Annotated in this window: 19 protein-coding genes and 1 pseudogene; 7 read left to right on the forward strand and 13 right to left on the reverse strand. The window is 59.7% G+C overall.

Features of this window, described 5'->3' with window-relative positions; translation table 11 throughout:
• The first annotated feature begins 184 nt into the window (after window positions 1-184).
• Window positions 185-1,342, forward strand: coding sequence for an acyl-CoA dehydrogenase family protein (locus ACWF6P_RS07015; RefSeq protein WP_452620513.1), 1,158 nt, complete (start codon window positions 185-187; stop codon window positions 1,340-1,342).
• A gap of 92 nt (window positions 1,343-1,434) precedes the next feature.
• Here the strand turns inward: ACWF6P_RS07015 and ACWF6P_RS07020 are convergent, their stop codons facing one another.
• Window positions 1,435-2,880 carry an aldehyde dehydrogenase gene (locus tag ACWF6P_RS07020; protein WP_452620514.1) on the reverse strand — a complete coding sequence of 482 codons (1,446 nt, stop codon included), beginning with the start codon at window positions 2,878-2,880 and terminating at the stop codon, window positions 1,435-1,437.
• A gap of 186 nt (window positions 2,881-3,066) precedes the next feature.
• Here ACWF6P_RS07020 and ACWF6P_RS07025 point away from each other — a divergent pair, with 186 nt between their 5' ends.
• Window positions 3,067-4,020, forward strand: a complete 954-nt coding sequence (locus ACWF6P_RS07025; RefSeq protein ID WP_452620515.1) for a TauD/TfdA dioxygenase family protein — start codon at window positions 3,067-3,069, stop codon at window positions 4,018-4,020.
• Window positions 4,021-4,029: 9 nt separating this feature from the next.
• On the opposite strand, the gene ACWF6P_RS07030 is transcribed toward ACWF6P_RS07025, so the two are convergent.
• Window positions 4,030-4,584: a TetR/AcrR family transcriptional regulator gene (locus tag ACWF6P_RS07030; protein ID WP_452620516.1), complete on the reverse strand. Its 555-nt coding sequence runs from the start codon at window positions 4,582-4,584 to the stop codon at window positions 4,030-4,032.
• 185 nt (window positions 4,585-4,769) lie between these two features.
• Here ACWF6P_RS07030 and ACWF6P_RS07035 point away from each other — a divergent pair, with 185 nt between their 5' ends.
• Both ACWF6P_RS07035 and ACWF6P_RS07040 read left to right on the forward strand, forming a co-directional pair.
• Window positions 4,770-6,011 carry a cytochrome P450 gene (locus ACWF6P_RS07035; RefSeq protein WP_452620517.1) on the forward strand — a complete coding sequence of 414 codons (1,242 nt, stop codon included), beginning with the start codon at window positions 4,770-4,772 and terminating at the stop codon, window positions 6,009-6,011.
• Window positions 6,008-6,376: a limonene-1,2-epoxide hydrolase family protein gene (locus ACWF6P_RS07040; protein ID WP_452620518.1), complete on the forward strand. Its 369-nt coding sequence runs from the start codon at window positions 6,008-6,010 to the stop codon at window positions 6,374-6,376. Before ACWF6P_RS07035 ends, ACWF6P_RS07040 begins: the two co-directional genes overlap by 4 nt.
• A 5-nt stretch (window positions 6,377-6,381) precedes the next feature.
• Here ACWF6P_RS07040 and ACWF6P_RS07045 read toward each other — a convergent pair.
• Window positions 6,382-6,786: pseudogene (locus ACWF6P_RS07045) on the reverse strand (lipase family protein); the annotation flags it as partial.
• Between the two features lie 165 nt (window positions 6,787-6,951).
• Between ACWF6P_RS07045 and ACWF6P_RS07050 the strand changes: the two are divergent.
• Window positions 6,952-7,674 carry a hypothetical protein gene (locus ACWF6P_RS07050; protein WP_452620519.1) on the forward strand — a complete coding sequence of 241 codons (723 nt, stop codon included), beginning with the start codon at window positions 6,952-6,954 and terminating at the stop codon, window positions 7,672-7,674.
• A gap of 99 nt (window positions 7,675-7,773) precedes the next feature.
• Here ACWF6P_RS07050 and ACWF6P_RS07055 read toward each other — a convergent pair whose 3' ends face one another.
• From ACWF6P_RS07055 to ACWF6P_RS07090, 8 genes are all read right to left on the reverse strand, one after another.
• Complete coding sequence (locus tag ACWF6P_RS07055; RefSeq protein ID WP_452620520.1) at window positions 7,774-8,391, reverse strand: alternate-type signal peptide domain-containing protein; 618 nt, start codon at window positions 8,389-8,391, stop codon at window positions 7,774-7,776.
• Between the two features lie 41 nt (window positions 8,392-8,432).
• Window positions 8,433-9,815, reverse strand: coding sequence for a hypothetical protein (locus tag ACWF6P_RS07060; RefSeq protein ID WP_452620521.1), 1,383 nt, complete (start codon window positions 9,813-9,815; stop codon window positions 8,433-8,435).
• Between the two features lie 241 nt (window positions 9,816-10,056).
• Complete coding sequence (locus tag ACWF6P_RS07065) at window positions 10,057-10,680, reverse strand: SipW-dependent-type signal peptide-containing protein (protein WP_452620522.1); 624 nt, start codon at window positions 10,678-10,680, stop codon at window positions 10,057-10,059.
• Window positions 10,673-11,308, reverse strand: coding sequence for a signal peptidase I (locus tag ACWF6P_RS07070; protein ID WP_452620523.1), 636 nt, complete (start codon window positions 11,306-11,308; stop codon window positions 10,673-10,675). Before ACWF6P_RS07070 ends, ACWF6P_RS07065 begins: the two co-directional genes overlap by 8 nt.
• Window positions 11,305-11,859, reverse strand: a complete 555-nt coding sequence (locus ACWF6P_RS07075; protein WP_452620524.1) for a hypothetical protein — start codon at window positions 11,857-11,859, stop codon at window positions 11,305-11,307. Before ACWF6P_RS07075 ends, ACWF6P_RS07070 begins: the two co-directional genes overlap by 4 nt.
• A gap of 3 nt (window positions 11,860-11,862) precedes the next feature.
• On the reverse strand, window positions 11,863-12,414 hold the full coding sequence (locus ACWF6P_RS07080; protein ID WP_452620525.1) for an alternate-type signal peptide domain-containing protein: 552 nt from the start codon (window positions 12,412-12,414) through the stop codon (window positions 11,863-11,865).
• Between the two features lie 515 nt (window positions 12,415-12,929).
• Complete coding sequence (locus tag ACWF6P_RS07085) at window positions 12,930-14,525, reverse strand: amidohydrolase (protein WP_452620526.1); 1,596 nt, start codon at window positions 14,523-14,525, stop codon at window positions 12,930-12,932.
• Window positions 14,522-15,481, reverse strand: a complete 960-nt coding sequence (locus ACWF6P_RS07090) for a DMT family transporter (RefSeq protein ID WP_452620527.1) — start codon at window positions 15,479-15,481, stop codon at window positions 14,522-14,524. The genes ACWF6P_RS07085 and ACWF6P_RS07090 overlap by 4 nt, the downstream gene beginning before the upstream one ends.
• Before the next feature lie 51 nt (window positions 15,482-15,532).
• Between ACWF6P_RS07090 and ACWF6P_RS07095 the strand changes: the two genes are divergently transcribed.
• Both ACWF6P_RS07095 and ACWF6P_RS07100 read left to right on the forward strand, forming a co-directional pair.
• The gene (locus ACWF6P_RS07095) at window positions 15,533-16,090 is read left to right on the forward strand and encodes a TetR/AcrR family transcriptional regulator (protein WP_452620528.1); all 558 of its coding nucleotides are present in this window, start codon (window positions 15,533-15,535) and stop codon (window positions 16,088-16,090) included.
• 240 nt (window positions 16,091-16,330) lie between these two features.
• Window positions 16,331-17,971, forward strand: a complete 1,641-nt coding sequence (locus ACWF6P_RS07100) for an ABC-F family ATP-binding cassette domain-containing protein (protein ID WP_452620529.1) — start codon at window positions 16,331-16,333, stop codon at window positions 17,969-17,971.
• Window positions 17,972-18,038: 67 nt separating this feature from the next.
• Here ACWF6P_RS07100 and ACWF6P_RS07105 read toward each other — a convergent pair whose 3' ends face one another.
• Entirely contained in the window at window positions 18,039-18,527 is a 489-nt protein-coding gene (locus ACWF6P_RS07105; protein WP_378542712.1) for a nuclear transport factor 2 family protein, read from the reverse strand.
• A 27-nt stretch (window positions 18,528-18,554) separates the two neighbouring features.
• On the reverse strand, window positions 18,555-19,868 hold the full coding sequence (locus tag ACWF6P_RS07110) for an MFS transporter (protein ID WP_317552316.1): 1,314 nt from the start codon (window positions 19,866-19,868) through the stop codon (window positions 18,555-18,557).
• Window positions 19,869-19,896: the final 28 nt, after the last annotated feature.

Genomic DNA, 19,896 nt, shown 5'->3' on the forward strand with positions numbered 1-19,896 from the left:
GCGACAACCAAAATTCGAACAACCTCGGCTGCATCATCAAACACACATCTATGAGTTATTATTCACTTATTGCCGGAAAGCAACAGCTCATTCCGCAATTTTCTCTCAACATCTGGTTAGAGAACCTTACCTCGCCGCAGAACCGGACACCTGACTTCAGGGTACCGACCCCAAGGAGAATCGCATGCAACGAACCGTCTACAACAGCGATCACGATACGTTCCGTCACATGATTCGGACGTTCATCGCCCGTGAGGTCGTCCCACACTTTCCAGAATGGGAGGAAGCCGGCATGGTTCCTCGATCACTGTATCGACAGTTGGGTGACCTCGGAATATTCGGAATCGAACTGCCCGAGGAGTATGGCGGCGGCGGCGAGACGAGCTTCAAGTATCAGGCCGTGATCCGCGAGGAGACCGCACGGGCAGGGGTCACGTTCGGCGCCGACGTCGTCCATACGTGCCTGGTCCTGCCTTATCTGGTGGAGTACGGCAACGACGAACAGAAAGCGCGATGGCTTCCCGGTTTCCTCTCCGGCGAACTGATGACCGCCATCGCGATGACCGAGCCTGGCGCCGGCTCCGACCTTGCCGGGATCAAAACAACGGCCCGCCTGTCCGCCGACGGCAGCCACTACGTCCTCAACGGATCCAAGACGTTCATCACCGGCGGAGTACAGGCCGACTTGATTCTCGTGGTCGCACGCACCAGTCCGCCGAGCGAAGTGAATCGCCGCGCCGGTCTGTCGATTCTCTGCGTCGACACCACGTCGGAAGGCTTCAGCGTCGGTCGCAAGCTCGAGAAGTTGGGGTTGCGAGCGCAGGACACCGCAGAACTCTCGTTCACCGACGTCCGCGTGCCGATCGAGAACCTCCTCGGCGAGGAAGGCGCAGGGTTCGGCTACCTCACCCGAAATCTCGTGAGGGAACGGCTCGGCGCCGCCGTGGGGTCTTACGCGAATGCCAGCGCAGCAATCGAGTTCACGACCGAATACGTCAAGGAGCGCGAGGTCTTCGGCACCCCCGTGGCTCAGTTCCAGAACACGAAATTCGTCTTGGCAGAATGCTCGGCAGAAGTCGCGGCCGCGCAAGCTGCGGTCGACCGAGCACTCGATCTGGACGAGATCCGTGAGCTGACCGTCGCGGACGCCGCGAGGATCAAGCTCTTCTGCACTGAGATGGCCGGCCGCGTCATCGACAAGTGCCTGCAACTGCACGGCGGGTACGGCTACATGCGTGAGTACCCGATCTCTCGTCTGTATGCGGACACACGGGTCAACCGAATCTATGCGGGTTCGAGTGAAGTGATGAAGACGATTATCGCCAAGGATATTGGCATTTGACACAAGCCAAGGACATTGGCATTTGACACAAGCTGATTCGGCCCCACCTCGAATATCGAAGTGGGGCTGAACCTTTTCTGACTTTCGCCGGGTCAGGCGGGAAGGAAGATGCTCTTGGCTTCGAGGTACGCCGCCAGACCTTCAGGGCCGAATTCGCGCCCCACACCGGAATTCTTGTAACCGCCGAAGGGACCAACGACATCGAATCGTTGGCAGTTCACCGAGAAGGTCCCCGTCCGGATCTGCCGTGCAACCTCGACGCCGTGCGCAGTGTCCGCGGTCCAGACCGCTCCGGAGAGCCCGAGATCGGAATCGTTGGCAATCGCGACGGCATGGGCTTCGTCTTCGAACGGAATCAGGCAGACGACCGGTCCGAAGATTTCCTCACGAGCAATCCGCATGGAGTTGTCGACGTGACCGAAGACCGTGGGTTCGACGTACCAACCCGTCGAAAGCCCCTCCGGAACAGACCCTCCCGTCAAGATCTTCGCGCCTTCTGCCTCACCGATTCCGACGTAGTCGAGCACTCGTCGCTGCTGGGCCGCACTGGTCATCGGACCGATCACAGTCGCCGGATCGGTCGGATCGCCAACTTTCATCACCGCGACCGCAGCCGCAAACTTCTCCGCAATCTCGTCATACCTACTGACCGGCAACAGAATACGCGTCAACGCGACGCAGGCTTGACCGCTGTTGGCAAAGGATCCCGCCAGGATGTTGGGCAGCGCCTGATCGATATCTGCGTCTTCGAGAACTATCGCAGCCGACTTGCCACCGAGTTCGAGGGTCACTCGTGTGAGATTCGCGGCTGCAGCAGCCATGATCGCCTTACCTGCTGCCACCGACCCGGTGAAGGCCACCTTGTCGATTCCGGGGTGGGACACCAAATGTGCGCTCACGTCCCGGTCGGCAGGCAAGACACTGAGCACTCCCTTCGGAAGTCCTGCCTGTGAACAGATTTCGGCCAGCAAGTTCGAATCGAGCGGCGTCTCCGGAGCCGGTTTCAAGATCACCGCACATCCGCTCAGAAGTGCCGGAGCAAGTTTCGCAGCGATCACCAACTGCGGCACGTTCCACGGAACGATTGCTGCCACGACACCCACCGGTTCGTGACGGATCAACATCGGGCCACCGACGCCCGCACGCGGCTCTTCGAACGGAAACTGCGCCGCAACGGCGCACGCCGTGCCGTATGCTGCAACGGCTCCCAACACCTGCGTGCGCATCGCCGAACTGGCCGGAGCACCGTTCTGCCGCGAGATCAGCGTTGCAAATTCCTCACTCCTGGCGAGTATCGCGTCCTTGATGCGAGTGACCACCGCAATGCGGTCAGCGAGGGGCGTCTGCGCCCACACCCCGGAATCGAATGCCGCCCTCGCGATCTCCACTGCGCGGTCGACATCTGCCGTCGACGCGGCCGGGACCGAACCGATCACGCTCTCCGTATGCGGGGATATCACCTCGATGACGCCGCTACCGGACGGCGTCACCCATTCGCCGCCGATAAATAGTTCCGTGTACTCGACTCGTGCTTTCATGCTCGCCTACTCCTCAGGTTTAGTGTTCAGCCGATCAGTACCCTGATCACGTGAATCTTCCGTAGACCATCTGATTCAGATCATAAAGTTAATTTGTAATAACGCAACCAAGCGTGTCGCCTACCCTTGACACAGTTAAGGAATACGCCTTACCGTAGCGAAAGACCCCCACCCGAACGAGTAAGGATGACGGACATGACGGCATTCGTGAGCGGACAGATCTACCCGGTAGCAACCGATCCACTCGCTGCTTACGGGCCACTCGTGGCATCGCGCACCCCCGAGGGATTCGACGTGTTGCCGTACACGCGTTTCACACTCATGCCGACGACGCCTACCATCGGTGCGGAAATCTCGGGAATCCAACTGAGCGGCCAACTCTCGGACGAGACGATGTCGGAACTTCGCCGAGCGCTACTCGAATGGAAAGTACTCTTCTTCCGCGATCAAACCATCGACCGCAGCGAACACCGAGATTTTGCGAGCCGATGGGGCTCACTGGAACAGCATCCGTTTTTCAAGTACACCCAGCCAGGCCAGAGTGAGGCCGACATCGTCACTCTCGCCAAAGATGCGATGACCGGCGGTGTGGAGAACAACTGGCACAACGACGTCAGCTGGCACGAATTCCCCTCGTTCGCAGCGGTCTTGCGTGCAGTCGAGGTTCCGCCAGTCGGCGGCGATACCTTGTGGGCCGATACCGGAGCGGCCTACGAACTACTCCCGGAGGGCATCAAAGAACGCATCGATCACCTTGTTGCCGAGCACGATTGGATCAATTCGTTCGGCAAGCACATGGATCCGTCGACAGTGGCGAAGTTGCGCCCACAGTTCCCCGCGGTTCGACATCCCGTGGTGCGGGTGATCCCCGAGACCGGAAGGAAGGTGCTCTTCGTCAATCTCAGCTTCACCCAGAGAATCGTCGGGGTGTCCGAAGCCGAGTCCAACGAGCTACTCACCCTGCTCTACCGACACGTGCATCGCCCCGAATTCCAAGTACGACTCAAGTGGCGCAAGAATACGATTGCGTTCTGGGACAACCGAACTTGTCAGCACTACGCGGCCAGCGACTACTTTCCTGCTCGCAGAGTGATGGATCGAATCTCGATCGTCGGCGACAGGCCCGTGGGCACTCGCTGACGCGGGCCCTCAGGACCTGACAAACGCTTCGACCATCCGTCGTTCGGCGGCCCCGTCTGCGAGAGGCCATGCCAACAGCATCAACACTATCCGAACCACCCACTGCGACTCTTGACCTTCAGGATCCAATCCTGCAAGTTCCAGCGCAGTACGCGGCAGCAACGGCGAGGACACGAGATACTCGTCAATTCCGTTGGCCCGCGCCGCCGCAAGCCCGTGGCTCATGGCGGCGTCGGATCTGATCGCGTCGACGGCGACGAGGATCGACTCCACGATCCGCTCGTCGCCGTGCAGTGATTCGACGGCAGTCGCAACCTGGCTCGCCACGGATGCCGCGCCTCGTGACAACAACCCCTCGCGGATCGCGGACTTGCCACCCACGTAGCGGTAGAGCGTTGCCCGCGAACAGCCTGCGCGGGCAGCGACATCGTCGGCATTGAACCGATCGAATCCCTGTTCTCGAATCAGCTCCGCCGCAGCCGCGAAGATGCGCTCGGTAGCGCGTTCACTGCGGTCACCGCCGGCCAACCAGTCGGCGGCGCGACGCTCGTTTGCACCGATCACTCTCCGTCACCTCGTCTCACTCTGAGACAGATTCAATCAGAAATCTCTGCGCTGCGGAAGGCGGTGAGCCTCTGACCAGGGAGAAGCACGGAAGGCCCAACGGGCGTGAGATTTTCACAAAATACCAGTTCAGAGGCATTTTCCACCTGTTGACTTCTCCTTCCTGGCCGTGAAATCTTCCCTTCGTGACACCATCGACGCTCGACATCAACCCCTTCCTCCCGTCGAACATCGACGACCCTTACCCGCTCTACGAGGTACTCCGGCGCGAGCACCCCGTGTACCGAATACCCGATACCGACTTCTATCTGGTGTCGACGTGGGAATTGGTCACCGAAGCCGTCTCCCGTACCGAGGACTTCTCCTCCAACCTCACGGGAGTACTGGTTCGTACACCAGGCGGTTCGGCCGTGACATTCGACATGAACGGAGGCGGGCAAGCTGTTCACGTTCTCGCCACTGCCGATGAACCCGACCATCAGCACCAGCGCAAACTTGTCTTACCGACGCTGGTCGCCAAACGTATCCGAGCACTCGAGCCGACGATGCTCGAGTACACGCAGCAGTTGTGGGACAGCGGCTTCGACGGTCGACGTATCGAATGGGTCGCGTCGGTAGCGGACACGCTGCCGCTACAGATGGTTGCCACACTGATCGGCCTGCCGGCACTTGACGTCCCCCAATTGCTGACGTGGTCGTACGACAGCACCGAACTTCTCAGTGGTGTCGTGACGGCGGAGCGGTTGACAGACGTCGTCACCTCCGCTGCCGAACTCACCGGATATCTTTGCGGCAAGTTTCGCGAGGCACGGACTCACCCGGTGGATGATCTACTTGGAGACCTCGTCCGTTGCTGTGACGCAGGCGAACTCAGCGAGGACGTGGCCGTGCTGATGTTGGTGCAACTCGTCGGCGCGGGTGGCGAATCGACCGCCGGACTGATCGCAAACTCTGCACGGTTACTCGCCGAACGCCCCGCGATACAGGCGCAATTACGCGAGGACCCTCTACTCGTGGGCGCGTTCCTGGAAGAAACGCTCAGGCTCGAGTCACCCTTTCGCGGACATCACCGATATATCAACGCGGACACAACACTCGGCGACGTGGCGCTACCTGCCGGCAGTCACCTCATACTTTTGTGGGGCTCGGCGAACCGCGATCCTGAGTCATTCACCGAACCACAGGCCATGAACCTCGACAGGGTCAATCCCCGAGCGCATTTCGCCTTCGGCAAAGGAGCACATTTCTGTGTCGGGGCCGCGCTGGCTCGTCTGGAAGCAAAGACCGCGATCGCAGTCCTTCTCGAAAACAGTTCGCACGTCACAATCGATTCCGAATCCCCACCACGTTGGGTCCCGAGCATGTTCGTACGCCGGCATCAAAGTTTGCACTTGAACGTCTCACCACACCGAGAGGTCACACCATGAGCCCCGAAGGACTCGTCACTGCCTTCTGCGCCGAGTGGAAACTAGGTAGCGCCGAGACAATCGCGTCGTACTTCAGTGAAGATGCTGTCTACCATAATATTCCGATGTCACCGATCGTCGGACGCGCCGAGATCAGGAACTTCCTGGAAGGCTTCATCTCCGCCTTCGGTGGGATCGAATTCACGATTCATCACCAGTCCGCCAACGGTGCGACTGTACTCAACGAACGTACCGACCGCTTCGACCTCGGCGACAAACACGTAGTCCTTCCGGTCATGGGAATCTTCGAGATCGCGGATTCGAAAATTGTGGCCTGGCGTGACTATTTCGATCTCGCACCGATCAACAAACTGTTGGCCGGCTGATTCGCTCAGTGGTCGAAGTTGTGGGCTATCCAGTCGATCGTCTGCATCCCGAACAGGTCTGTGCCCCAGCCGTAGGGGTCTGCGAATGCGCGATCCATACTGCAGTCGGTGGGCTGATAGCTCACGTCCGTCCCCCGGCTTCTGTACGTGTCCGCCAGCTCACGCGCATCGGCCGCCGGTACGAGCGACATCGGTGAGTCGTCGTGTGCGCACGACGCTATCAACACCTTCGACGCCGGAGCACCGTGGCCCAGTACGTTGTCGTCGGACGCGCGCTGGAAACTGGGTTCTGCGATCGGATCGATTCCCGGCTCGAAAAGGCTTGCCAGCGGAACGGAAGAATCTGTTGTCTCCATGAATGTTCGGGGCGTGATCACCATCCCTTCAATGACTGCCGAGACGTTATCAAGCGGCTATCTGTGACTCCGATTTGTGTATCACATCAGCATCGACGACAGTTCATTCCCAGCATTCGTTCGTTTGGAAGATCAAGCTTGCGAAAAGTGCTGCACAATATACAGATAACTCCCCACAATCCCTCCCGATTGGACGTATGTCCGACTACGATTCAAGCTATGAAAACTATCAGTTACTCATCTCGAAAGCTTGGCGCACTACTGAGTGCAGTCACGGGGATACTCGCGGCCTTCACACTTGCACTGGTGGGCGGAGCACTGATGCCGTCGCTCGCTCATGCAGCGGATGGCGATAGCGGAATCCTCCAGTACTCCGCCGACAACTCGACCTGGGGAGATACATCCAAGATCGTCTGGAGCACAGACATACTCATACCAGGCGGGACCAACACGACCACGTTCTACGTCCGAAACGCATCGGACCGAGCAGGTGAGGCGCACTTCTACGTCGGAAATTACGAGATCAGCGACGGCATGGAAGCATTCCTTCGGGTCGACGTCAACGGCGTCGCGGGCAATCCGCTCACCGTCACCGGAAATGTCGCCGCACCAGGGACCCAGTTGAACTTGGTCCGCCTAGCACCGGGCCAAAGCGCCAAGGTTGCCTTCGTCATCGGAATGCCCTTCGAGGCAGGGAATTCGTCGCAGAACGGCAGTATCACGCCGAACTGGAGCGTGGACCTCACGCTCGATTCCACCGATACACCAGTCACGCCCGGTGGAACCGGGTCACTCGATTTCGGTTCCCTGAGCTTCGGTTCCGCTGACTTCGGCTCGGCGAGCTTCGGTTCACTCGACACCGGATCAGTGAAGACTGGATCCGTCAGCTCAGGATCGCTTGATGTCGGGTCGCTCGGCAAGCCGGTAACGTTCATCGGATAAGCAACCTCTACAACAATTCACAAAGTGAGGCCGGGTAGCAGATCTGCTACCCGGCCTCACTCCTGAACAGCTACTGCGCTCGTGTCGCCCGCACCGACATCATGCAGGAATCTGCACCAGATTTACGTCGAATCGCGCCAAGTTCAACGACTGATCCATCGACAACGCTGTCGCTGAATCCTTGTCGAAGGTGAAACGTATTGCCACGTCGACGATCTTGCCGTCCTTCGACGTACTGACCACAGTTCCGTCGGCACCGACAGGTACTGGCACTCCATCGAGCTTGACTTCGGTGACCGGCTTCAACTGGGCAACCAGCGCCGCTCCGCCGGAGACACCCAGATCACTGGTCGACAGCTTTGCCTTCATGCCAGTTCCCTTGATCTCCAACTCGAAACTGGCGTGATAGGTCAGAACGTCGCCCGGCACGACAACCATCGTCGACAGATCGATCGGACCGTTCTGATCCGTCCAGGTTGGTGCGGTGACGGTTTTCAGCGCCAACGAACCGGATTCGACCGGAGTAGTCACCACAGGGGTGGTTGTAGCCGGAACGGACGTGGTCGTGGTGGGCTTGCCGCCGCCGGACGAACCCAACGAGCCGGTATCAGCGCAGCCAGTCAGGAATGCCGCCCCTCCGAGCATGACCAGCGATGCGCCGATTATCCTGGTACGTCGCGCATTCCATCGACTTGTGGGAACGATGCGATCAATCATCCGAACTCTCCCGTCCCCGAATTCCGTCTGTTCTGTATTCATCACTTCTGCCCGTCGATCCAGGCAGCGATCTCTGTGGGAGCTTCGCTGGAGGGGTTCTTCTCCGAGACTCCCGTTGCGGCGTTGACGCGATAGACGTTGGCGCCGTCCACGATCCACAGCTCGTCTGCGTCTGACTGCCACATCACGGCCGCCGTGGCGCTCACCGGTGTGCTCGACACTTCTGCACCCGAACTGTCGGTGACCACCACCGCGACGCTGGCACCGTCCTGCATCAAAGTTGCGTTGTAGCCAGTCAGTGACGTTTCCGCCGCACCCAAAGCCACCGGCGGTTGCTTCGTAGTTGTGGTTGTCGTGGTGGTCGAATCAGTTGTTGTTGTAGGAGTTGTCGACTGAGTCGTAGTGCTGGTCGAGGTCTCCGTTGTCGTTGGGGCACCGGTCGTGGTTGTCACGTCAGTCGTAGTGGGAGCCGTCGTCGACGTGCCTGTCGTCGTCGGTGCACTCGTCGTGGTTATCTCGGCAGCCGACGTAGTTGTCGGTGCGACAAGTCGCGCAGCATCTCCTTGCAACGCAGCCGCATTGGCAGGGCTATTGCACTCCACGTTCCAAATAGTTGGTTGTTTGAGGACGTAACCGCGCCATTGCAGCGACGGGACGCCATTGTTCACAGTGTAGACTTCGGCGGTGTACGTCCAACCCGTGTGATCGCCAACCTGCGCGTCGCCGATCTGGGTAGTCAATGTGCCACCAACCGGTGTCGCACCTGCACTGACATTGATCGTCGTTTGGACCGATCCATTGTCACGACGAACAAGCACTCGATAGCTGAGTGGGGCTGCTACATGTGCCCAGCTGATTCTCGCAGCGTAGTGGAGCCCGCCAAGATGTCCGCTGTTCGCACAAGTGACGTTCCCTACCCGCGGCGCCGGGAAGTAACCAGCCCCCAACGAACTAGTCGCCTTCGCCGTATCTGTAAACGCAGCGCTAGTGCCTACTGCCTGTGTCGCGCCGAATGCGGCAACTGCAACCGCTCCTACAACCATCAACGATTTGAAGGGTGCGGCCGTCAGCACCCGAGTCTGCGTTTCATCCGATTCCGGACCGTAGCCGAGAACATTCAATTCAGGCGTGCTGCGTCCGTCGTCATCCCTCCTTGTTGGCGACTTGAACGCGATCACCAGGAGTCCGCCTACAAACACCCCGCCCAAGAAGACGGCGAACGGTCCGGACAGCCATGATACGGCATAGCCAAATCCGCCGACGCTGAAGAAGATTCGATCAACCTCTGTGACGGTGTACGGCATGATGTCAGGTTCGCGGTTGGCATCGCCTTTAAGCGTCAAGACTGCCGAGTTTCCCGCCACCGAGTTAATCTCGTACACCCGGTGCGAGACCCTCACACCCTGGTCATTGACAACACTCACGACATCACCGACCGACACGTCAACTGCGGGAACAGTTCTTGACAATGCCAGTGCCCCCGTTGTGATCTCTGGAGACATCGAACCAGATCGGAAAACCAATGGCTTAATTCCGAACAACATAGATCCAGCAGCGAACAAGATACAGATCAGACCAGCGAGTGCACCGACGGTCAGCGCGATTTCACGACCGGTCCGGCCGCGGGAAGCACTTGAAACAGCCTCATGGCTACTCATCGCTGCCTCAGACCGTAGCTGCATTGAAGTTGAATGTGGCACTCACTGTCTGATTCTGAACGTCAACTGTGGCTGCAGGATCCAAGGTGACCAAGAAGCACAAATTCTCGACGCCGGTCGACGCAGCCAGCGGACGAGGTGTCGCGATTACGTTGACGGTTCCGCCGGACGTAAACGGCTTCACGACCTCGATCAAGGTACCCGAGCATGTTCCGACGTTGTTGGTATTGGTCGCTGAGCCCTCGCTGTAGACGGCGACCTTCATCAGCGGCGCAAGCGTGGAGGTGCTGGCAGTCGCGGACATCGTGTAGTTGAACGCAGAAGTGCCCTTGTTCTGCACCGGGAGCATGGCGCTGATGCTGTTGCCTGGAACCATGCCTGTCTTCGTCAGCGTGGTGAATCCGTATGACGGGCTTCCCTGGTCACCGTTGATCTGCAAATCCATCGTTCCTGTACTGAAGACACCTGAAGTGGCACTGGCGTTGTCACTCCAAGCAGCCATCGTGCCTACGGCGCCGAGGCCCAGAACAATTCCCACGGACATGATCGCGCGTGCGCGGCCGCTGGTTGCGCCCCGAACCAGACGTGTACCGAGCGAGGCGGGCGCCTGCTGCTCCTCGTGCTTAGACATGGCTGTGCCTTTCTTGCTGATCAACTCGAGGCGCCGACGCACTCGGTTCGGAAGGTTGGGAATCTGCAGACGCAGAACGTCGCCGGGTACGGTCACGGACCGATCCGACGAACATGAACACGGCATAGATCGATAATGCGCCAACGACAACCGTCAGCATCACCGAGCGCATCTGCCCTGTGATGGCGTTGTACACGTATCCGATGTACGGCACGCTGTACCACACCTTGCCGCGAATCTGCTCCGGTACAACGGGATTCTGATCCGCTATCGGATTTGCATCGCCTTGAGTGACGAAGGTGAGATCACCGGCGGAGTTGAGTCGCGCCATGATGATGCGGTGCGTAACCACATCGGGCTTCCCGGACTCGATCTGGTAGGTGATCGCATCGCCTGCCTGCAATCGGGCAGCGTCTTGCGGTTTCACCACGATGAGGGTGCCGGGTGGATAGGTGGGTTGCATCGAACCGGTCAACACAGTGAAGGGCGTCGACCCCGTCAAACGTGGAACAACGACCGTCGACAACAGAATCGCCAGAACACCCAGCAGCAGAACCCACGAGACGATATTGCGGATCCACCACCAGGCACCGGTTCTCTGATCAGGACCCTTCACTGCGTGCGTCATACCGACTCCGCTTCGAACGAGAAATGCACGCTCGTGGAGACACCCGACGCGACGTCAGGACCGACAGTGCCACGCAAGCACAAGATTTCGGTACTGCCGGCAGCAACCGTGCGCCATCCCGGAGCTGTCGGTGTCTGAGCACCGACCATGGGACCGTTGTAGATCGCGGTGCCGTCAGCTGCGCCCTGGGCAGGGCAGCCGGCTTCGGAAGTCACTGGCGTCACCGACAACGAGAGCGGAACATCAGCGGAAGACTGCGTGACGTTCTGGATCCGGTAATTGAGTGGAACGCTACCGGAGTTGTGAACTGTCAAGGGAGCCTGTGCATATGCGTTGGGGAACATACCGGTGGCGCCCAGAGCAGTGAAGTCGAAACTGCTCTGGCCGCTCCCAGCACTGCCCACCGTCAGGTCGAGGATCCCGGACTGGATCGTGCCACCGGACAGTGTTTCAGCGGCCGTCCACCGCGCGCTGGTCTGCTGCACCGATACGAAGATCAGTCCGATGACCAGCGCGGCGGCGGTTGCCCACCAACGGTAGTGCTTACGCAAGCCTTATGCCTGATCGAGAGTGACGTTGAAGTTCGTCAGATCAACCTGGCTGTCCTGCGAACTGTTGGTTGCTGGAGCCTTCGTGAAGTCGAAGACAACATTCACGCTGACGACGTTGTCGTTGTTCGCGGAAGTGATCACAACGCCTGTTCCGTTCGTCGGCAACGGAGTCGCTCCGACAGTCGCCGTCGTAACCGGAGCCATCTCGGCCTTCAGAGTGCCGGTTCCGGTGATCGTCGAAGCATCCGCCTTGAGCGTCGCGCTCAGATTGTTGCCCACAGCACCGATCTTGACGGAGCCCGAGTACGTGAGAACGTCGCCAGGGGAAACCTTGAATGTGCTGATGGTGACGGGGGCCGCGGTACCACCGTTGACAGTTGCGTTCGAAACCGTCCAAGACGGGGTTCCCTGGGTGGTCAGCGTCAGCTTGCCCGAAGAAATAGTGCCGCCGTTCAGGGGTGCGTTTGCGTTCCACGCCGCCATGGTTCCCGCGCCACCGGCGAGGAGTAGTGCTGCTGCACCGGCCGCGACTGCGCCCTTGGTTGCTTTGTTCATGGAGAACACTCTTTTCGTCTGGTCCCCGTGGCGGGGAGCTTGCAGGGTGAGAAAGCTGGTCGGATCCAGTCATGTGCGCCCTGGTACGGGCAGAGGGTTTCGTTCATCCGTGGTCAGTGAGGGGTCGTAGCGGTAAGTGCAGAGCGAGAGCGTGTTGCGGAAAGATTGCGAGCCGTTCTCGCGAACGGGTCATTCCTCTCTCGTGCTGTCGACGTCCGCTTGCGTCGTTTAGATTTTTACCACACGTATCAGGAATTTTTGGCGAAAAGCTGGTCGAATGTCCAGAAGCTTATTGAAACCTGAACTTGACTACAGAATCGCCTCTCACCTGGATCATTGAAAAAGTGAAGCGTTTTGTTGCAACCCGTTTGCTGAAGTAACTTTCGCCCGGATAGTCCATACAGCCGAAAAGTAACCTGAAACAAGTTCTACAAACTTTTGGTTTGTTTTGGGGATCGCTCGATTGCCTCCGCTTTGAAAGCAGCGACAATCGAGCAACAACTAAGGCGGAGTCCTTACGCCTCGAAGACGGTCTCACCGCCGACAACCGTGCGCAGGATCGACAGTTCATTCAAGTCCGCCGAAGCGCTGTGCAACGGATCTCCGTCGAGCACAACAAAATCCGCCAAAAGTCCCACCGCTATCCGACCTTTGTCCGATGACTCACCGGTGAGACGAGCGGCAGCACTCGTGTAGCCGGCCAACGCATCGGACGCGGAAACCCGTTGATCTGCACCCAGAACATGACCTTCTCGCGTCACGCGATGTACGGCTGTGGTCATGGTGAAGAGCGGGTTCACCGGAGTGACGGGGCAGTCGCAATGCAGCGCGTAAGCAAGACCGGCCGCCACCACCGACGCCACGGGACTGATCCGTTCGCCGCGACCCGGTCCGAGAAAACGATCGCGGTGCCGGTCGCCCCAGTAGTAGACGTGGTTCACGAAGATCGACGCGACCACCCCGAGTTCGACCATTCGCGCGATCTGATCTTCCCGCAAGGTCTGAACGTGCTCGAGTCGATGCGAGACTTCGACGTCCGGGTGCGCTGCCCGAGCCGCGGTAATTGCGTCCAATGCAAAATCGATGGCCTGATCACCGTTGGTATGGATAGCAACCTGCCGGCCGGCAACGTGATGCTCCTCGACGAGTGACCCGAGTGCACCTGCCGGGATTGCCATTCCGCCGCAGTGACATCCATCCAGATCGTGGTAAGGCTCGCTCAGAGCAGCAGTGTGCAACTGAATCGACCCGTCCGAAATGAGTTTGACGCCACCCACACGGATTCGGTCGCTCGGATCGGCGAGCTCACCCAACTGATCGTGCACCCCGTGGCCCAGATAGAGACGCGCGCGCAGACGCAGTTCACCATCGGCATCGAGTTGCCGGTACGCCCGGTACATCTCGGCCGTGACGTACATGTCGTGGAAACTCGTCACGCCCACCGACGCCATGACTTGCTGCGCCCGCAGCATCGCAGTCTTGGATGCATCCGGATTCATTTCCGGAACCAGGCCGTGTACCAGAGACATTGCCGGAATCTCACACAGCTCACCGGTGGGTACACCGTCGCTGTCCCGAATGATGACACCGCCCTCCGGGTCAACCGTGGTGGCATCGATCCCGGCCTTCTCCAATGCGACCGAGTTGACATAGATCCCGTGAGCAGACAAGTGCCGCACCAGAATCGGATGATCGGTGGAAGCCTTGTCGAGATCAGCTGCGGTCAGGCCACGATCTTCGGCCACGAGGCTGTCGTCGAAGCCCCAGGCTTCGATAGGCTCGCCGACTGGTGTGATCGCGGCCCGCGCAGCCAACGCCGTGATCAGCTCCTCGATGGTGGGGCACGCACCCGTCGTTGCGTCGACCCCACTGAGCATCAAACCCCACATCATCGGATGAAGGTGCGTCTCGATGAACCCCGGAACGACCACCGACCCGGCGAGATCGACGACAGCGGTTTCGTGATCGGACAACGCCGAGATCTCGGCATCAGTTCCGAGGGCGACGAATCTGCCGTCCTTTACAGCCATTGCGGTCGGGTTGTCGCCGACCGTACTGTCCATGGGCCTGATATCGCCGTTGATGTAGATGCGGTCAGCCGCCGTGGTCATACGCTTGTCTCCATTCGTTTTCCGACAACAGTCGTCGAGGACTTCTTCGGGGGTATCCGCGTCGCGACAACCACTCCGGCCAGAATCATTCCGGCCCCCGCGAGTTGGACAAGTGTCGGGGTCTGCGCAAGCAGGACCGCACCGAACAGCAGTGCCGACGCCGATTGCAACACGAGGCTGGCGGCGACGACACTGGCGGGCAGACGTTGACTGGCGCTGGCCACCAGCAGCCACCCGATTACCTGAGACACCAACGCGAGCAGCACAAGCCAGCCTTGAGCTACGAGCGAAGGCGTCAGATCCAAAGTTCCACTCACGAGGCCGTAGACACCTGCCGTGAGGGCAGTGGCTCCGGTCGAGACGAACATCGGCAACGCCGTTCTGCCCGCCGCCCGAGTGGCCAGACCCATGAGAAAGATGTAGACCGCGTAGGCACCTGCGGCGACCACGGCAAACGACGCTCCGACAGCAGGATTCGGTCCGGTGAGCGTGGTGCTCGTCCCGGCTACCAGGGCAACTCCGACGAAGAGCAGCGGGAGGCTCGCGACCAATTCCCGGCCGATCCGTTGGCGCAGAACAACGTAGCCGAGGATTGCGACGAACAGCACCTGCAGATTCAGGATCACAGTCGAAAGACCTGCCCCGATCGAATGAATCGACTCGTGCCAGAGCACCAGATCGATTCCGAGGAAAGCGCCGGCAAGTAGAGACTTCACCTTCCAGGGCCCCGACGTCGACGGCCGGGGTGACCGGCGGCGCTGGACGAGCACGAGTACGCCGAGCGGGACAAGCGCATAGAGGCACCGAAAGAACGCACCCGTCGACGGCGACACCCCGGAGAGTTCGTAGAGCACCGAGGTCAACCCGAGGATGCATGCACCGGTCACGACTACGCGCAGGTCACGACGGCGCAGGTGGTCGCCGGACAAGGCGCCCGGCAATACATCATCACTCATGGTGATAATGTATCACCAACGCGAGGCCTGTCATACAGGGAAGATGCGTGCATGAGAACTCCGGTTACCCGTGAACGCGTGATCGCGGCCGCAGCCGACCTGGTCGACGGCAAAGGCGCCGACGCTCTGGTACTGAGTCAACTCGCCGAGACCCTCGACGTCCGGCAGTCAGCCCTCTACAAACACGTCGACGGGGTTGACGACGTCCAACATCAACTCAGCCTCCTCGCACGCAACCTTCTCGCCGAACAACTGCGCGCCGCCGCGGTCGGCCTCTCCCGCGACGACGCCGTCATGGCGCTTGCCGACGCATGGCGCGCCTTCGTCCGAGCGCACCCCGGCCTCTACGCCATCACCGATCGCTACCCCACCGCTCCGCATCCCGATCTGGTCTCGGCTGTCGGCGAGGTGGTCGACGTCATCAACCGGGTGGTCGCGGGATACGGTCTGAGCCCGGATGATTCAGAGCAGGCGGCGTGGTCTCTTCGTAGCGCGCTGCACGGTTTCTGCATCCTCGAATCGGTAGAGGGCCAACCGGCAGGAACCGACCCCGATCGCGTGTATCGACGACTGGTCGAACTTCTCTGCGCCGGCATTGCTCGCATGTAGACAACGCTCGCACGTAAATACCGGTCGTGATTAAATGCCGGCTCCTGTTATCGTCGGATGAAACGACACAGACCACAAGGATCAGACATGGTTGGTGAACTCGACATCTCCGGATAAAACCGGGCATGACGGCCACCGGTAGACGCTTCGAGCGCTGCCGTCGTGGCCATGTTGTCGTTCACTCACCCGGCTCTTCGCGGAGCAGCGTTGCCGCGCCCGCGCGACTTCTGAGGTCTATTCATGCCCGATACCTATATCGTTTGCTCGAATCTGTCTTTTGCCTGGCCGGACGACACTCCGGTCTTCGACGAACTGTCCTTCACGGTGCCCGGTGGCCGAACCGGACTGGTTGCCCAGAACGGCGTCGGGAAAAGCACTCTGCTCAGACTGATCGCCGGTCAACTGCACCCGCGCTCGGGAAGTGTGTCTGTCGACGGGGTTCTCGGATACCTTCCGCAGGATCTGCCACTGACGGGCGATCTGACCGTTGCCGAGGTCTTGGGCATTGCCCCGATTCTTGATGCGCTTGACGCCGTCGAATCCGGGGACACACAAGAAGAACACTTCACGACAATCGGGTCCGACTGGGATATCGAGGAGCGCACGCGAGCCCAACTCGGCCGACTCGGTTTGGGCGACATGACGTTCGATCGTCGCCTCGACACCCTCAGCGGAGGTCAGGTCGTCTCGCTCGGACTGGCGGCTCAACTACTGCGACGCCCCGATGTCCTTCTCCTCGACGAACCGACCAACAACCTCGACCTCGAGGCGCGCCGCAGGCTCTACGACGTTCTCGACGAGTGGAATGGTTGTCTGTTGATCGTCAGCCACGATCGAGGTCTACTCGACCGCATGGACCGCATCGCCGAACTCCACAGCGGCGAGATCAGCTTCTACGGTGGCAATTTCACCGAATACGAAGCTGCTGCACGTTCGGCTCGCGAAGTGGCGGAGAAGAACATCCGCAACGCCGAGCAGGAGGTCAAACGCGAGAAGCGGGAACTGCAGCAGGCCCGAGAACGCGCTTCCCGACGCGCAAGTAACGCTGCCCGCAATCTGGGGAACGCGGGCTTGCCCAAGATTTTTGCGGGGACCATGAAGCGCAACGCCCAGGAGTCGGCGGGCAAGGCCAACGAGACACACCTCGCCCGGGTCGACGCGGCAAAGGAACGACTCGACCAAGCCGGTCGAGCTCTCCGAGACGACCAGACCATTTCGCTCGAACTGCCGGGAACCCACGTACCCGCCGGCCGGACGGTATTCCTCGGTGAGCGAATGCAATTCGCGTTCGACGATCGCGCGATCTTCGCCGAACCCGGAGCTGACCTGGCCATTCGAGGACCGGAACGTATCGCCTTGACGGGGCCGAACGGCGTCGGAAAGTCGACGTTACTGAGAATCGTCAATGGGGACTTGGCGCCGACTTCCGGTGAGATCACGCGAGCCGACGGCCGGGTGGCCTACCTGTCGCAAAGGCTCGACCTTCTCGACCCCACGCGCACCGTCGCGGAGAACTTTGCATTGTCTGCTCCGAATCTCCCGGCGCCGGAACGCATGAACATACTGGCGCGCTTCCTCTTTCGAGGCGCGGGCGCTCATCTACCCGTCGCTGCACTCTCTGGCGGTGAACGACTGCGGGCTACATTGGCGTGCGTTCTCTTTGCCGATCCGGCCCCACAGCTGCTGCTTCTCGACGAGCCGACCAACAACCTCGACTTGGTGAGTGTCGCTCAACTCGAAAGCGCCCTGAACGCATATCAGGGGGTGTTAGTGGTGGTCAGTCATGACGAGAGGTTCCTGGCCGAGGTGAAGGTCGAACGCTGGCTTCGACTCTCGGACGGCTGTTTGACCGAGGTCGCGGCGCCGGATGTAGTGGACTGACCAAGCGCTGAACAGACGAAAGGCCTTCACACACATCGTGTGTGAAGGCCTTCGTCTGCACTACTGGTCAAGGCGTCCTGGTGTAGACCGGATCGTCGAAGGATCGACGTTGCGTCACCCAGTCCGTGGGTAAGACGTTCTCGATCACGTCTTCACGGGATTCGTCGAACACGACGATCCGATCGGCGATTCGCCATTCACCATGGCGCCTTTCGAACCTGTCGACGTAACGGCATTTGATCGTCGCAAGCGTCTGCACCGTATCCGTACCGGAACGCTCTTGCCGCAGAAAGCACAAGCAGTACGACTCACACTGAGCGACATCGCCGTTGACGTCGATCAGTATGTTGGAAATGCAGTGAATCGACGAGTCGATCGTCTTGTGTCTGAGCTTCATGTCTTCGATGAGCCCGTCAACGGTTCCGATGTAACCACCGTGGTTGTCTATCGCATCGTCGAAGTAGCAGAGGGCCACGCTGTCGAAATCCTTCCGATCGACGGCCCGAGCGTAGCGATATAGAACTTCGGTGATTTCTTGCTTGTCAGCGAGGGACATGGTCACGCTCCTGTTCTACCCGGATGATCAATCAACCTGCAGTTCAACACCCTTGGTCTCCTTGATGAAGAAGACCGTGACAAGCGTGATCACCGCACAGAAGACGAAGTATCCGGCCGGAGCGAGAGAGTTGCCGGTCAAGCTGATGAGATAGGTGGCGATGAAAGGCGCGGTGCCACCGAGGAACATGTTGGTGACGTTGTTACCCAATGCCAGACCGCTGTACCGCACTGATGCTTTCAACATTTCGACATAGGTCACGTACGAAGCACCGTTGACAACGGAAACGCAGATGAAGAGCACCGACTGACCGACTACCGCCTGCCAGATGCCGGAACCGGCCATCATCATGAACATCGGAATTCCGAGAACCACGGCGGCGGCGCTACCGGCGAACAGCACCGGTCGACGCCCGTACTTGTCTGCCATGTATCCCGAGATCGGCAAGGTGATGACGCCAAGAACCAGTGCAAGAGAAGTGGAAAGGAACGCAACCCGTGACGAATGACCACCAGTGGTCTGCAGGTAAGTCGCGGCATACACCGAGGCGATGTAGTAGCCACCGGTAATGAGTGCGCCCAGCATGATGATCTTGACGACGCTGCCGCCGGACGTGCTGAGCAGTTCCCGGATGGGAAGCTTCTTGGTCTCACCCTTGTCCTGCAGTTCTTCGAACTGAGGAGTGTCTTCCATCTGGCTACGGATCCAGATACCGATACCACCGATCAGCAGGCTGAGCAGAAAAGGGATACGCCAAGCCCATTCGAGGATCTGCTCTTGCGAGAACACCGAGGTCAGGCCGAGAGCCATGAGCGAAGCTGCCAACGAACCCAGGTAGGTGCCGGTGTTGACCATCGACGTCTGCGTCGCACGCCACCGCTTGGGAGCGGACTCGGAGACGAACGCGTTGGCTCCGCCGAGTTCACCGCCTGCCGCGAAGCCCTGCAGGCAACGAGCCAGAACGAGGATGGACGTCGCCCACACACCCAATGTGGCGTAAGTCGGCAGCAATCCCATTCCTGCTGTCGCAAGAACCATCAGGAGGATGGTCCAGGACAAGGCGTTCTTGCGGCCGTACTTGTCGCCGATGTGGCCGAAGAAGATTCCGCCTGGCACGCGTAGGAAGAAGGCCACGGCGAATGCTGCAAAAGTACCGAGCAGTGCTGCGTTCGGGTCATGGGAAACGAAGAACAGCGCGGCGATCGTCGTGGCCATGTACCCGTAGATACCGAAGTCGTAGTACTCGACGACGGTACCGACGATGGCCGCGCGAATTACCTTCGTCGTCGACTGTCGTTCGGTTGCCACGCTGCTGCCCTCGGTGGATTCGGCTCTCGCCATGGTCTCATTCTCTGACATGTTGTTCCCT

It is taken from the genome of Rhodococcus sp. NPDC055024 (assembly GCF_053608585.1).